This window comes from Pseudomonas sp. PAMC 29040 (genome assembly GCF_003994535.1).
GTDB lineage: Bacteria > Pseudomonadota > Gammaproteobacteria > Pseudomonadales > Pseudomonadaceae > Aquipseudomonas > Aquipseudomonas paraversuta.
In genome coordinates this window covers 176,652-190,864 of the sequence record NZ_RZAA01000003.1, presented here as the reverse complement: position 1 = coordinate 190,864, position 14,213 = coordinate 176,652, and the positions used below count along the sequence as shown (strand labels likewise).

The 14,213-nt window shown below is 59.8% G+C and carries 12 protein-coding genes; all 12 read right to left on the bottom strand.

Annotated elements, in window-relative coordinates; translation table 11 throughout:
• Positions 1 to 35 precede the first annotated feature (35 nt).
• The 12 genes from icmH to WG29040_RS06210 all read right to left on the bottom strand — a co-directional run bounded on the left by icmH (position 36) and on the right by WG29040_RS06210 (position 14,190).
• A complete protein-coding gene (icmH, locus tag WG29040_RS06265; RefSeq protein ID WP_010656792.1) occupies positions 36 to 1,241 on the bottom strand; it encodes a type IVB secretion system protein IcmH/DotU in 1,206 nt (401 codons plus the stop codon).
• Entirely contained in the window at positions 1,238 to 2,578 is a 1,341-nt protein-coding gene (tssK, locus tag WG29040_RS06260; RefSeq protein ID WP_127195868.1) for a type VI secretion system baseplate subunit TssK, read from the bottom strand. Before tssK ends, icmH begins: the two co-directional genes overlap by 4 nt.
• Positions 2,565 to 3,101: a type VI secretion system lipoprotein TssJ gene (tssJ, locus tag WG29040_RS06255; protein ID WP_127195867.1), complete on the bottom strand. Its 537-nt coding sequence runs from the start codon at positions 3,099 to 3,101 to the stop codon at positions 2,565 to 2,567. Before tssJ ends, tssK begins: the two co-directional genes overlap by 14 nt.
• Entirely contained in the window at positions 3,088 to 5,172 is a 2,085-nt protein-coding gene (locus tag WG29040_RS06250) for a type VI secretion system Vgr family protein (protein ID WP_127195866.1), read from the bottom strand. Before WG29040_RS06250 ends, tssJ begins: the two co-directional genes overlap by 14 nt.
• Before the next feature lie 14 nt (positions 5,173 to 5,186).
• Positions 5,187 to 5,558, bottom strand: a complete 372-nt coding sequence (locus WG29040_RS06245; protein ID WP_003446719.1) for a DUF4280 domain-containing protein — start codon at positions 5,556 to 5,558, stop codon at positions 5,187 to 5,189.
• Between the two features lie 351 nt (positions 5,559 to 5,909).
• Positions 5,910 to 6,599 (bottom strand): hypothetical protein, encoded by a 690-nt coding sequence (locus WG29040_RS06240; RefSeq protein ID WP_177412932.1) that lies wholly within the window; start codon positions 6,597 to 6,599, stop codon positions 5,910 to 5,912.
• 261 nt (positions 6,600 to 6,860) lie between these two features.
• Complete coding sequence (locus tag WG29040_RS06235; RefSeq protein ID WP_127195864.1) at positions 6,861 to 7,505, bottom strand: hypothetical protein; 645 nt, start codon at positions 7,503 to 7,505, stop codon at positions 6,861 to 6,863.
• Between the two features lie 172 nt (positions 7,506 to 7,677).
• Complete coding sequence (gene tssH, locus WG29040_RS06230; RefSeq protein WP_127195863.1) at positions 7,678 to 10,290, bottom strand: type VI secretion system ATPase TssH; 2,613 nt, start codon at positions 10,288 to 10,290, stop codon at positions 7,678 to 7,680.
• On the bottom strand, positions 10,283 to 11,269 hold the full coding sequence (gene tssG / locus WG29040_RS06225) for a type VI secretion system baseplate subunit TssG (protein WP_127195862.1): 987 nt from the start codon (positions 11,267 to 11,269) through the stop codon (positions 10,283 to 10,285). Before tssG ends, tssH begins: the two co-directional genes overlap by 8 nt.
• Complete coding sequence (gene tssF / locus WG29040_RS06220) at positions 11,254 to 13,134, bottom strand: type VI secretion system baseplate subunit TssF (RefSeq protein WP_127195861.1); 1,881 nt, start codon at positions 13,132 to 13,134, stop codon at positions 11,254 to 11,256. Before tssF ends, tssG begins: the two co-directional genes overlap by 16 nt.
• Positions 13,127 to 13,615 (bottom strand): type VI secretion system baseplate subunit TssE, encoded by a 489-nt coding sequence (gene tssE, locus WG29040_RS06215; protein WP_127195860.1) that lies wholly within the window; start codon positions 13,613 to 13,615, stop codon positions 13,127 to 13,129. The genes tssF and tssE overlap by 8 nt, the downstream gene beginning before the upstream one ends.
• A gap of 104 nt (positions 13,616 to 13,719) precedes the next feature.
• Positions 13,720 to 14,190 carry a type VI secretion system tube protein Hcp gene (locus WG29040_RS06210; protein ID WP_127195859.1) on the bottom strand — a complete coding sequence of 157 codons (471 nt, stop codon included), beginning with the start codon at positions 14,188 to 14,190 and terminating at the stop codon, positions 13,720 to 13,722.
• Positions 14,191 to 14,213: the final 23 nt, after the last annotated feature.

Sequence of the window (14,213 nt, the reverse complement as noted above, 5' to 3'; positions counted from 1 at the left end):
TCCGCAAGGTAGAAGGTTGAGGGAAGGCGCCCGGCTTACAGCTCGGCGGGGTACACAAAGATTTCGACCCGACGGTTACGGGCCCGGTTGTCCGGGCTGTCATTGGCGAACAAAGGTTCGAATTCGCCACGTCCTTCAGCGCTAAACCGCGCCGGGTCGATCTGATTGCCCTGCAACCTGTGCAATACCGCCTCGGCACGGGCCAGCGACAAGGCCTGATTGGAGCCCAGGCCTCTGGCCACCGGCGTGTCATCGCTATGCCCGATCACCTTGATCTGCACCGGCCACTGCTCCAGGGCCGCCGCAATGCGCGACAACACTGGCTCATAGGGCGCCGCCACTTCACTGCCGCCGGTGGCGAACAGGCCCGAGGAACTGATGATGATGCGCACCCCCTGCCCGTCTTCGAGCAGGTTCAGACGCCCCGCACGCAAATCGGCCGACAGCGTCTCGGCCAGGGACTGGGTCAAGCTGATCAGCGGGGCCTGCTCCAGTGCCTGCAAACGTAAAAGGGTCTGATAGGCGCGATTTTCCAGGTGCCAGGTCAGGCCCGCCGCCAGCACCAGCAACAGGGCGCCACAGCCCCACCAGACATAGCGCTGGCGTCGGCTGAAGTAGCCGCGACTCCACGAACGCAAATGCTCGTCCAGGCGGGCCTTGGGCAGGTAGCCGCGTTGCAGGCGGATGGTTTCGAACAGCTGGTTGCGGCGCAGCGCCAGTGCCGCGCGCCCCTCGCTCTGGATGCGATAGCGGCCTTCCAGCCCCAGGGCCAGGCACAGGTACATCACTTCCAGCAGGGCAAGGTTTTCCTGGGGCTTGAGTTCCGCGGCGTCGAGGTAGGCGAAAAAACCGTCACCACCGGAGGTCTGGCCATGAAAGATCATCAACAGACTGTGTCTGGACCAACCGCCGCGCCCCCATTCGGAGCCCGAAATAATTTCATCGAGCAAGGTACAGATGGCGTACTGGGCCCGTTCCACCGTATCCAGCGAAGCCCCGTCAGCCATGGCCTGACGATGAAAGGTGCGCACCTTGGTGACCAGTCGGGCCCGCAGCTCATCCAGATCCGGCGCACGTTCCAGACCGCGCAGCAGTACCACTTCATACAACAGGTCACTGGCGCGCTGGCCAAGCCCGTCGCTGCTCAGCGGGGGCAATGCTTCAGCCGGGCCGGCGGGTTGTGCAGAGGCACGCAAACGCGCCCTGATACGGGCTAACGGAGAGACAAAACGACGAATCATTGAGGGTCCTTGATCGCCCAGAAGGCCAGTTGCAAGCCGGGGAAGTCACCGGCCAGATGGAGTCCGAAACCGGCACCGGTGTTGAGTTCCTGCCACAGCGGATGATCGCTTTGCAGCTCGAAATAGCTGAAGCCCGCGTAATAGGGCAGTTCCCGCGGAGCGGCCGGCAAGACACTTACGCCAAGCCCGGGCAACTGCAGGTCCACCAGGTCGGCGACCCGCTCTGCAGGGCCAATTTTCAGGCGGGTCGGGAACACCTTGCGCAGTTCATCGTCCGGCACCTGGGCGCGCACCGCGAGCACAAAGCGGGCGCTGGCGTACAGGCTTGAGTCGAGCACGGCGGCAAAGCGGATACCATGTTCGCGCTCGTGCAAAACCAGAGGAATGACATCGGTACCGGCCTGGGCGCTGAGGGTATAGGCCAGATCGTCCATGATCGGGGCGAAGCATTCGCCAAGCCGGTCGTGGCGATAGACAGGATAGGATTTGGGCCGTTTACTGCTTTCAGAAAATATCGCCAGCTCCCCGGCCAGCCCCAGCAACTCGCGGTAGAGCACCTCAGGGTGCAAGCCCGGATAGCTCGCCAGATGACCCAGCATGGACTCGGCCCGGTTGATGGTTTGCAGCATCAGAAAATGCTGGACCTCCGCCACGCCGCCCAGCCCCGGCACCCCCATATTGGTCGCCAGCATGTAGCCACGCTGCTTGACCCGGCTCAGAAAGTCGTCAACAAAGCTGACCAGGGGCCGGGCCAGACGCCAGTTCAACACCGGCGCGATAAAGCCCTCATCCAGACTGACCTGGCCACCGGGGCTGCGCTCGGCGATGCGCAGCACGTCCAGATAGACATGGGACCGTGCAACGTCGCGCTTGCCCGCCAGCATCAGGTTCAGCCGCGCCAGTTGCAGGGTCGCCTCGCCCGTGTCGGGGGCCGAACTATCCAGGGCCGGCTCTTCCACCAGACGGTAGCGCGCCAGGCTGTCGGGGCCGCTGTCACGGCTTACTTCGACAGTCGAGATGCCCGGCGCGGGCAAGGCCAGGACCACCTCCAGTTCCCGTGCGCCCTCGGGCACCACAAAGCGGGTGCGGGCCAGCTGCTCGGTGTCCAGATTGAAGAGTGTGCCGTCGGGCAAGATGCCGGCGCACTCCAGTAACTGCACGTAGCCCAGGGCCAGTTGGGCCGCATCGACCTTCAGCGCGGTAAAGCCCCAGGCATGGCTTTGCAAAGCCTGCAGGCCCTGCACCAATTGCGCCTGCTGGTGGCGTTGTTGCTGTTGAAAATGCTGCGGCTGGAGGAACATCCCTTCCGACCACAGCACCCGGTCATTGCTGAACACTGGATGCTTCTCCTTGTAATGGAATCAGGCGGATCGAAACCCGGGTCCGTTGCAGATTGATCTGCAGCGACTCGGGGGTTTGCCCATGAAACACCTCCACGGTGCGCCACTGGGCATTTTCCAGGTCGCGGTATTCCGCCACTGCGCCGAACAACTGCACAGCAGGTTCGGGCACAAAACGCCGGTTGAGCTCCTCCCCCGGTCTTAACTGGAACGTCTCGCGCTTCAACCAGGCGGGGCTGGCCGGCTCTGCGCCCGGTTCCAGCAGACTGGCCGGGTCAGCCGCGAGAAATGCCTTGGCATCACTCAGTTGGTAGATCGTCAGAATCACGGGCGATGGCCGCCCATGGATATCCGGATTCACATCGAGGGCAGCCTCGACCTGCAGGCTTCGGTACGGATCGGGTGGCGGGTCCTGGAACCAGCCGAACATCTGGCAGCCCTGCATCCCGCCAAGTACCAGCACCGATGCGCCGCAGAGCGTCAGCCGGCGCACCTGCCTAAGGACGTCAGTCACGACCATGGTCGGCTTCCTCGGGTTGCTTGGGCATTTGTGGTTTCTGGGTGGGGATGGGCTGCGGTGCCTCGGCCGGATCGGCGCTGCTGTCGCCCCCGCCGTTGATGTCCACCTTGCCCTTGGCGTCGATGGTCACCAGTGCGCCGTTGATCGCCACCCCCTTGGGCCCCAGGACCAGGGTGCTGGAGCCGGCTTTGAGGGTCAGGGTCTGCCCCGCCTCGAGGGTCAGGGTCTGCGAGCCCTTGAGGTCGACGCTGGTGGCGCCGAGCCGGAACTTGCCGCCGACCTTGGTATCGCTGTCGCCAGCAACCTCCAGCGAATGGCCGCCTGCTACTTTGAACCGATGATCGGCACCGGTTTCCATCGAGTAACCGGCACCGACTTTGATGCTGCGGTCACCCACCACCTCCAGCGAATGGCCGCCCGCAACGTACACATTGAATTCGCCACCCAGATGCTGATGGGCATCCTTGAGCACCTGCTGGAAGGAATTGCCCCCCACCTTCACGTGGCGGTCGTTGCCCACATGCTCCAGGGCATCATTGCGCACCGTGACGTCCTGATTGCGCCCGGCATGGAACAACAGTTGTTCGGCGCCGTCCCTGTCTTCAAAACGCAGTTCGTTGTAAACATCCCGGGCCCCCAGCGACTGGCTTTTAATCCCGCTGCGCGCCACCTGTGCCGGCAATTCATGGGGCGGGCGCATGCCACCGTTGTACAGGCTGCCGGTGATCAGAGGGCGGTCCGGGTTGCCGTCAAGAAACTCGACAATCACTTCCTGACCGATGCGCGGCAGAAAAATCGCGCCCCAGCGTTGCCCTGCCAGCGGTTGGGCGACACGCACCCAGCAGGAACAGTTTTCGTCGGTCTGTTCGCCACGGTCCCAATGGAACTGCACCTTGACCCGGCCGAATTCATCAACCCATAGCTGCTCGCCGGCCTTGCCCACCACAAAGGCGGTCTGCGGGCCGGGCATTCTGGGGCGCGGGGTCTGGACCGGGGCGCGATAGCGGGCATTGCTGCCTATGGCCTCGATATCACAACTGAAGCTCGGCGCGCTGACCCCGGTAGACGAAACCCTGCAAGTGGCGGTCAGCGTGGCCCGGGTAATCAAGTATTCGGCGTTCTGCCCAGGGTCGGCATGCCCGGACAACTTGAACGTGCCACCGGGCAACAGATAAGGCGCACAACCCGTGGCCCCGACCCGTTGCCGCAGCGCGTGCAAAGCCTGCACCCGGACCTTGGTCGCGGCCTCACCGCTGGCGCTGTTGTTAAAATGACCGGGGTAGCGGTAGTGCTCAAACCCGGCCTGATCATGGCCAGCGGCGATCGAGGCCGCCGCCGCAAGCACGCTGGCCTCACGGGTATTGGCTTTGCTGAAATCAAAATCAGCGGCACTCACCCGACCGCTGCACAGGGCCTGTTGCGGCACCCAGTCCCAAAGGCTGTGGAAGTTGTCGTCGCTGCCCACCCGCCAGTACAGGGTGTCACCGGCCTCCAGACTCCGGTGTTCGCTCATCGAGTCGGTCACCACCAGACTGTGCCCTTCGTCGCTATGGCGGAAGAAGTAATAGAGACCGGCCTCCTCCATCAGGCGACTGACAAAGGCGGCATCGGTCTCGGCAAATTGCACGCAATATTCCAGTGCCGCATAGCTTTCCGTCGCCGCCCACTCCACCTCGCCGGGGTAAGGCGCCAGCACAGCCTTGAGCACCTCCAGCACGCTCTGGTTCTGAAAAATCCGGCAGTTGCTGGCACAGCTTGCAAACCACAGCCAGGGCCGCAGCAAAAACTCATAACAGGGGAATCGCCCCTCATCGCCAAGACGCCGAAAGCCACAGACATGGCCATGCACCTTGCGCGATGAGGGGCTGTTTTGTGCCGAATGATGAAGTTCAAGCCCAAGGGCCTTGCCCAGCCAGTCGTCCGCGTTCAGTTCCCCTTCCGGGCTCAACACCTTCACCCGGTACTCAAACAGCTCGCTCAGGCCTTCATGACCGTGCAGCCCGGCAAACAACAAGGCACTTGAGCCCGGTGGCCCGGTAAAACCACAACGTGGCAGCAAAGAATCACTCATTGCACAACAGCTCCTCAACTGACCAGGGTTTTACCGGTGCCGGGGTGATCGATCTTGATCACCCCGGCCCAGTTGCACATACAGGTACATTTGCCGTGTAACGCCGGTTGCCCGGCGATAAAGGTTTTTATCGCCCCGGGGGTCCAGGGCGAGCTGGTAGCCGGTATGCAAGGCATGGGCGTCAATACCCCCATCGCCGCAGACGTGGCAGCAGACACCGCCGGGTTGGCCATCGACTTGCAGACACCGAACGGCGCGATATTGACCATCGGTTTGTGATCCATGATCGTGGCCGCGGGCTGGCCTTCAGCGGTGACCCGGTTGACCGGCAACACCGCCAACTTGGCGGGCGCTGCGCCAAATGAGCAACTTAACAGCGCGCCCATTACAACTTGTTGTGGCACAGGTAGCCCTCCGCGTAATGATTCATGGCTTTAGGTAACAACCGGTAGCTAATAACTGATGGGCGCAGCCTAAAGAAAAGCAGGCACCATCACATAGGAATAGTCCTAAACTTGATAAGTTTTTTCAGACGATACCCGCAAACAGAAAATCCGCTTAAGCGCTTATCTGCCACGTAAACTTTCTTATCAAGTTCAGCGAGAGCAACCTTAAGCCCTGGCGCTTTCAAATTAAATCCATGGCACTTTGAAAACAGCAAGGACTTAAGGTTTATACAGTCGCCCCCCTCAAGACGCTGTTAGCAGCTCGTTGGTATAGGCTAATATTCCACAGCGTCACAAGATGATTTTTGGCGAGCCGGCTATTTTATTGATGGCCATTATCTGTTGCGCCTTCGACACCAGAAACGCTTTTCTGTTGAGGTCCTGAGTCTTGGACAACACCCACACCTCACGAACCTTGATCGGGCTCGTCACCCTCAAGCCCTGATATATATTGATGTGCGGACGCCCCACAAGCAGCACCTCATTATGATTGCTCATAACTCTGGCGGTACGCCCAAGCAATTCCATCGGCGTACAAAGTTGATTAAACCCGCCCGCCACTTTCTTGCCCGGTTTTTTCGTTACCCCGGAATAAATAGCATCCACCAAGGCATAAGAATTGGTGATCTGAGTGCTGCCGTTTCTTCCAGGCTGTGTCCCGATATGATTAGGAAAACTTACATCATAGGCATGGGTGCCCAAGATGTTTTGAATCGGCACATCCAGCACCAGGGCCAACTCTCCAAAGGCCATGGTTTCTGCGTCTGAATCCGCACTGGCTCCTTGTATACGACCCAAATCAACCAGCGATGCGCTGATCACATCCCAGGTTTTAAACACCTCCTCAGCCGGCCTGGATAATAACGGGCTCAGGTCCGTACCCACGCCCATTAAATATTTGTAACGCAACGTATGAACCAATGCCCGAGACGCGCCCAACTTCTCCGGGCTCCACTCTTTCAGAATACTGACCTTATTCACAACATCCACCTTTTACATCCAGACTTAAAAAAACAACAATCCTTATCGTTCAGCCAATCAACACACTGAGGGGCGACTAAACACCACCCAGAGCGCCAAACCGCTAACGTTGAGTGACGTAGCGCTGGCGCACGCCTGGAGTTACTCAGGAAACACGTCAAGCCATTGCGGACGCAGCCAGCGCTAAATGGCGAAAAAAGTTTTATCGTCTTGAAGCGCACTTCTGAACTTACGCTGACGCCCAACCACGTCCTGTCGACACTACACAATGACATGCTCAAAGTTTAGCGGTATATCACTATTGGTGGACAGCATCAGGGCACCTCGCATAGCCGCTACAGGCCTATGGTACTTTTGAAGCACATACCTCTTGACATCTGTTTTTAATTTAACGCCCGGCTCCCGCACCCACTCAAAGACTCCGAAATTAGCATCAAACAGATAGATTTTTCCATCACTCTTCAACTTGAGCAATGCCATTGCATGAAAACTATCATATTTACGCATTACTTTGAGCAACGGACTTTTGTCAGCACCTATCTTCCAGGACATATAAACAACCGCATTCTCACCCGACGGCAGCGAAAATCCATTCACCAATGCAACCGAGGAATCATAATCATTGACACTGCGTCGCACCAAGCACTTATCCGGCACTTTCAACTGCAATTCAGACACTTTGTTATTCATAAAAGCCAATGAGCTGCCACCCGCATCATCATAAGCTTCGTACTCAGCCTGTATCTTTCCCCCCATAAAAAAATTGGGTGGCGACAAGGTGCCTGACACCCCCGTTATAATTTCAGACATCCACAACCATGTCTGACCCAAACAAAGCCCTGCACTATTAGTTGCTTCCAAGTGCTCGTGATAATTAATCGCTTTGTGTAGCCGCTTAAAACTCATACTCTGAACTTACCTTAGTATTTAAAACCATCAACCCAGCCGCTCCGAGAGGCATCCCCCAAAGCACTTCAACATCAAAAGATGTAGTGTTTAACCTGCACGAGACTCAACAAACCTGCCTGAAAACATAGTGGAGCGGCTATTAACCAGCTCCAAAACATTGCGGCTATCTTTACATCTCAACTTCCAGCCCCACCCCGCCCTCTGCGATTTTCAAACTCAGACTCTTAGGAGTTTTCTGATCCTTGGTCCATTGCAAAAACACCCGGCTCATCTGTGGCAACAACTCGCGGGTGAGGATGGTGTCGACCATACGGCCGCCGCTCTGGCGGTCGGTGCACTGGCCGACGATATGCGCCACCAGGCCCGCGTCGTAGTGCAAGGGCACCTGATAACGGCTCTGCACCCGTTGCACCACGCGCTGCAACTGCATTTCAACAATGCTGCCCAGCATCTCGTCATTCAGGGGGAAGTACGGGATGGCCACCAGCCGCCCCAGCAGTGCCGGGGGGAATACGTTGAGCAGTTGCGGGCGCAGCAACTGCTCAAGGTCCTGGGCTGTTTCGCCGCCGCGCAGGTTGAACAGCGCCTCGGTGCCGACGTTGGTGGTCATCAGGATCAGGGTGTTGCGAAAATCGATGACCTGCCCTTCGCCGTCTTCCATCCAGCCCTTGTCAAAAACCTGGAAGAACACTTCATGTACGTCGCGGTGCGCCTTTTCCATTTCGTCCAGCAGGATCACGCAGTGCGGGCGGCGGCGAACCGCTTCGGTCAACACGCCGCCTTCGCCGTAACCGACATAGCCGGGCGGCGCGCCCTTGAGCGAGGCCACGCTGTGGGGCTCCTGGTACTCGCTCATGTTGATGGTGACCAGGTTGTGTTCACCGCCATATAACAGCTCGGCCAGGGCCAGCGCGGTCTCGGTCTTGCCGACCCCGGAGGGACCGGCCAGCATGAACACACCCACAGGCTTGCCGGGGTGATCGAGGCCGGCGCGGGAGGTCTGGATGCGGCTGGCAATCGCCTGCAGGGCATGGGGCTGGCCGATGATGCGGTGCTCAAGGCTGGCGGCCAGATCGAGGATGGTGTCCAGTTCATCGCGCTGCAACGTGCCCAGCGGAATCCCGGTCCAGCCCTGCAACACATCCGCCACGGCCTGGGCGTCGACATCGGGCAGTACCAGGGCCGCGGTCCTGGCGTGAGCGGCCTGCAGGCGCTGCTGCAAAGCATCGGCACGCTCCAGCAGGGCTGCCCGCTCGGGAAACTCGCCTTCATCCTCGGCCTGCAGGCGTTCGCGCAGCTGCTGGATTTCCTCGACCCATGCCGCTTCGATCTGCCAGCGCGCTTCCAGCCCTCGCCCGTCATGCAGCTCTTCGCGCAGCTGTTGCTCAAGGTTGAGCAAACGCTGGGGATCCCCCAGGCCGATGGCCTGTTCGCGCTGCACCATGGATTTTTCTGCGTGCAGGTAGGCCAGGCGCTCGCGATGGTCTGCCAGCTCCCCCGGCAATGCCTGCTGACTGATGCGCACCCGGGCACAGGCGGTGTCCAGCAGGCTGATGGCCTTGTCCGGTAGCTGACGCTCAGGCAAGTAACGGTGGGACAGGTTCACCGCCGCATGCAGCGCTTCGTCGAGAATTTGCACCTGATGGTGTGCCTGCAAGGTGGGCAGTACGCTGCGCAACATATTGATCGCCACTTCGGGGCTGGGCTCATCCACCCGCAGCACCTGGAAACGTCTTTTCAGGGCCGGATCTTTTTCGATGTGCTTTTTGTATTCGTCCCAGGTGGTGGCACCAATGGTGCGCAGCTGACCCCGGGCCAGCATCGGCTTGAGCAAATTGGCCGCATCACCGGTACCCGCCTGCCCCCCGGCCCCCACCAGGGTATGAACTTCATCGATAAACAACAGGGTCGGCACTGCCGCGGCCTGAACCTCATCGACCACCTGGCGCAAGCGCTGCTCAAACTCGCCCTTGACCCCGGCGCCCGCTTGCAACAGGCCGATATCCAGCGCCAGCACCCGTGCCTGGCGAAACGCCTGGGGCACGTCACCGGCAACGATACGCTGGGCAAACCCTTCGACCACGGCGGTCTTGCCCACTCCCGCCTCGCCTGCCAGCAAGGGGTTGTTCTGGCGCCGGCGCATGAGGATATCGATCAACTGGCGCACTTCATCATTACGCCCCACCACCGGGTCCAGTTCGCCGCGCCGGGCTTGCTCGGTCAGATCGCTGGTGTAGCGCTGCAAGGCACTGCAAGACTGACCCGGGACATTGGTTATTTCGCTCTCGACAAAGGTCGCCGGTTGTTCCGGTGAACGCTGCACGATCTCGCTGAACTGCTCCATCAGCAGTTCGCGGTTGATCTTTTCGAACTCCCGCGACATGGCGAACAAGGTATGGCGCAAATTACTGGTGCCCAGCACCCCGAGCAATATATGGCCGCTGCGAATCTTCACCGCATCGAGCTGCAACGCACCGTATATCCAGCTGCGCTCCATGGCTTCGTCCAGTTGCCCAGACAGGTCAATCACCGACCCGGAGCGGGCAGGCAAACGCTCGAGGGCGTTGATCAGGTCGGTCACCAGCCGGGCGTTGTTCAGCCCGAACCGTTCGTTGATCCGGCGCAGATCGGAGTCGGGCTCCTGCAACATTTGTTGAAACCAGTGCACCAGCTCAACGTAGGGGTTACCGCGCAGACGGCACAGGCTGGTGGCAGACTCCATGGCCTGGAACGCCAGGTGGTCAAGTTTGCCAAATAGCTTGGCGCGGCTGATATCAGTCATGGCTCAATTCCTGTTGAAGTCGGTGAAGACGGGCCCTGCTCAAGACGCAAGCCCGTGAATGAAGCGAACGCGATGTGCCGGGCAACCATGAAGCCAGGCCCAATGCCTGGTTGGCTCCCAGGCGCACTGCCGGCTCAGCCTCATCGGCGATCAGCAGTTGCACATCCCACTCAAAACAGCTGCCCAGGTAGTCATCGACCAAACGGGTCAGGCTTTGTAACAGCGCAGCGGCGGACAAAAATTGCTCCAGCCGGGCAATCGTCAGGGGCCCCAGCACCAGGCGAACGCTGTGCTGGGCATTCCATACCCGGCGCCCCAGCAACGCGCTGTGCCCCAGTTGTGCGGCACCGGCGCCGCCAAGCCGGGGTTGCTGCAGGGCGGTTTGTTCGCTCCAGCGGCCGAACCATTGCTGCAACCGCACCGGCATTTGCAGATGGTCGCGCAACACCGCCAGCAGCCCTTCGGCGCTACGCCGCTGGTCGACATACTGAGCGGCGTAATAGCGCTCACCACGGGGCGCGAAGGCCTGTACATAATCCGCAAAACGGTCCTGCCCGGGACGGTCGGCCGACACCGCCGGCCGGGTCACCGCCCAGCTGCGATACAGCAGGCACAACAGGCGGTGATGGAAGATGTCGAGAAAGTCCGCCAGCAGGAAATCGTTGTGATTGATTTGCCGGGACAAAACGTCCTCGCTGAACGCCAGCGGCATCGGGCCGTTGACCCCGGTCAGGCCAAAAAACGTAACCGCCAGCCGGGCCGCCCGCCCCTCGCGCAGTTGCAGGTTGCGCAGCATCCCCGGCTCGAAGCCCAGCGACACTGCCTGCCCGAGACGCAGCGGGTCCTGCTGCAAGTGTTCGCTGGTGCCCAACCTTGGCGTGCGCGGGTCCAGGGCATCGACGCAGCGCAAGGCACTGAAAAAATCGAAGCGCCAGGCAGCGCTCTGCAGTTGCGCCCAGAAATCTACAGGACCATGCATTGGCCACCCCTGACCGGCCACCGGTGAATCAGCCCCCGGCCCCGGGTGTACAACACCGTGCAGGTAAAGGAATTGATGGCCGCGTAACGGGCGAAAAACCCTTCCAGCACGCCCCCAAAAACAAAGGCACCGATGCCTTCGCACGCCGCATCGTCGAGGGTCAGTTCAAACTGCAGCCCGCGCCCGAACACCACCGGCCCCGGCCCGGGCAGACGCCGGGTGAGGACACTGGCGCGTAACGAGAGGATGCTTTGGAGCAGACGTTGCAGCACGGCATCATCGGACGCGATGTAGAGCGACAACATCTCGCGCAGGGCAGCGGCTCCCGCCTGACCGTCCGCATCTGCCAGCGGCAGAAAGTTACGCGACAAATGCTGGATCGCGCTCCACGGACCTGCGCCCGAGACCGGCAGGGACAGCGGCGCCGACGGCCCGGCCAGGCGCCGAATGGAGATCACCGGCGCACTGACTTCAAGGACGAAATCGGTGTTGCCCTTGCCAAAACGGATGTGCTGCACCAGGTGCCGGTTGGAACAGATGACATCGGCCGCCAATTGATGCAGGTCCGGGCGGTACGGCGGGTGCTCGGGGTCCACCAGGGTGATGGACAGGTCACAGCCCGCGTAGGGCGGCTGGCCATTGAACCCCGTCGCCATGGGCCGTGAAGGCCTGCGCTGGGACTGGAAAAAGCCCGTGCCCCGGGCCTCGGCCTGGCCGGCCAGGGGCGAATACAGAGGGACGAAACGCTGGTGCTCGCGACCGCCGCGAAAGTAACCCTGCACCTGCAGCACCTGATGTATTTCATGATGCAAAGGGTTGGCCTGATCGACCACCACATCGATATCGGTGCGGTGCTGCTGCAGATTGATCCGGTCGGTGCGCTTTTTGAACAGGTTCTGCACCGGCACACAGAACAGGCTGAAAAACGAAGGGTCAAGATCCGCCGGGAGCGGATTTGACAAGGGTGCCAACAAGAACACCAGTTCCAGCGAGTCGGTGCCACAGCGGCGAACCGCAGGTCCCAGGCCGCACAGGCGGATGAAACGCTGGCTTTCGGGAAACGCCAGAAAGCGCCTCAACAGGGCAAAAGCGTCGGCCCCGTCGCCAGCGCGCGGCTTGAACTGCGCATCCTGCCCGGGCTCCATGTCAACCTGGCTGATGTGCCAGGGTTCGATCACCTCGCACCCGTCATCATCACTGCCCGACGGCCTGGCGATAATGCCTAGGGTGCGCGACAGCAACGCTTCATGCACCGCCAGCGTCGGCGCTCCGGGGCGCCCCAGGTACAGGCATAAATGTTCCAGGGCCAATTGATTGAACAGGGTGCCTGCAGTGGTTTTCAAACGCAGCCTGATGGCCGAATGAGCCTCCACGGCGAGCCCGGCGGGCACACCCGAAAGCAGGTTGGCACTGGGCAGGTACTCTGCCGACTCGATCTGCAATGGCCATAGGGTCACGGGCTGCAGGCTGCGCCATTCGCAACGGGCACTCTGGCCCTCAACATCAGCGAAGGCACTCAAAGCGCTGTCGGCCGCCAGAGAGAAACCCTTGACCAGGCTGCCCTGATGCAGATCCGGGGTTAACTGCACCACCGCCATGGACGGCAGTGGCGCCAAAGAGTGGGGTTGAACCCGTTCCAGCAAATTCCTGGTGAAGTGTGGAAACTCGGATTCCATTTGCAATTGAATACGCGCCGTCAGAAACCCCAGGCCCTCCAGCAGGCGCTCGACGCCGGGATCGGGGTCGTGCCGGGAGTCCAGGTTGAGGTGACTGGCGACCTTGGGGTAGATCCGGGCGAACTCACCCGCCCCCTCGCGCAAAAACTCCAGTTCGCGCTCATACAGGCGCAACAGGCGCTCATCCATGGTGTTGCACGCCGTCAGGGGTGTCGATATGCACCGCACCGCTTTGGGTATTCCACAAAGAACGAAACTTGAAGGGGTACACCTGCATCGCGCAACGCAGCTGACCTTGAATCAGAAATTGCATGTCGGCCATGGGCTCACTGCCATTGGCAACCCACGACACCTGCAGACTATGGCGAATGATTCTCGGCTCGTAAGTAAAGATGGCCTGCCGAATACGTCGCTCCAGGAGGTGCGGGGCAAGACCGGACAGGGTTTGCCCCGCCACATTGCCAATACCGTAATTAATCACCGAGGTCGCCGCATAAGGGCTGGCACTCAGGTCCTGGCCACCCGCCAGCCCGCTGGTATTGAGCAGCGTGCTCAGGTCCGAGCGCAGCCGCGACAAAAGCGTTTCTCTATTGAAAGAGTGGATTGACGGAACTTGGGGATGAAGACCAAGACTCAAGCGTTCCAGTAATGTACAGGCCCTGCTGTTCATACCAATACCCTGATCGCGTGTCGCACATAAACTGACTGACATGGCACAACTTTAAATTCAGGGTGCCCTGTTGCAACTTGGGCGGGCACCCTGAAGCCCAGGCTTTAAGCCTTGGCAATCACGTCATAGCATTTTTCAACGGAGCCTTTACTCACATCACCGTCAAAGTGGTTGTATTTATATTTGATGTTAATGAAGTTCAATGACAGGTGTTCGGTAGGACGATTGTTCGCGGTACATTGCGTAGAAAAAGAGCTGACAATGGGTTGGGTCAGTTCAATTTCCAGCAACACCTGGGACGTTTTCGACGCACCGGCCGCATGCATCACAACGATAGTCGCAGATTTAAATGCAGTGCCCACCAACGACTGGATAAAGAATTCCGGCGAGGTTTTATCGGCGCCTTTGGTCAACATGAATTCAGAGATAAACGCCTGCCCCACATCACGGTCTGCGCCTTGCACCTGAACATGGCGCGATACATTCAACGAGTAGGATTCAAATTCAATCCACTCCTTATACTTTTCAACGGTCGAGGTGCCTTTGATTTCTTTATCAAACTTTACCAATATCATTATGTACTCCCAGGAATAATCAC

Excerpts from the sequence above, each read along its gene's own strand:
- icmH (WP_010656792.1), bottom strand. The coding sequence starts at position 1,241 with ATGATTCGTCGTTTTGTCTCTCCGTTAGCCCGTATCAGGGCGCGTTTG.
- tssJ (WP_127195867.1), bottom strand. The coding sequence starts at position 3,101 with ATGGTCGTGACTGACGTCCTTAGGCAGGTGCGCCGGCTGACGCTCTGC.
- WG29040_RS06250 (WP_127195866.1), bottom strand. The coding sequence starts at position 5,172 with ATGAGTGATTCTTTGCTGCCACGTTGTGGTTTTACCGGGCCACCGGGC.
- WG29040_RS06245 (WP_003446719.1), bottom strand. The coding sequence starts at position 5,558 with ATGGGCGCGCTGTTAAGTTGCTCATTTGGCGCAGCGCCCGCCAAGTTG.
- WG29040_RS06235 (WP_127195864.1), bottom strand. The coding sequence starts at position 7,505 with ATGAGTTTTAAGCGGCTACACAAAGCGATTAATTATCACGAGCACTTG.
- tssH (WP_127195863.1), bottom strand. The coding sequence starts at position 10,290 with ATGACTGATATCAGCCGCGCCAAGCTATTTGGCAAACTTGACCACCTG.
- tssG (WP_127195862.1), bottom strand. The coding sequence starts at position 11,269 with ATGCATGGTCCTGTAGATTTCTGGGCGCAACTGCAGAGCGCTGCCTGG.
- tssF (WP_127195861.1), bottom strand. The coding sequence starts at position 13,134 with ATGGATGAGCGCCTGTTGCGCCTGTATGAGCGCGAACTGGAGTTTTTG.
- tssE (WP_127195860.1), bottom strand. The coding sequence starts at position 13,615 with ATGAACAGCAGGGCCTGTACATTACTGGAACGCTTGAGTCTTGGTCTT.
- WG29040_RS06210 (WP_127195859.1), bottom strand. The coding sequence starts at position 14,190 with ATGATATTGGTAAAGTTTGATAAAGAAATCAAAGGCACCTCGACCGTT.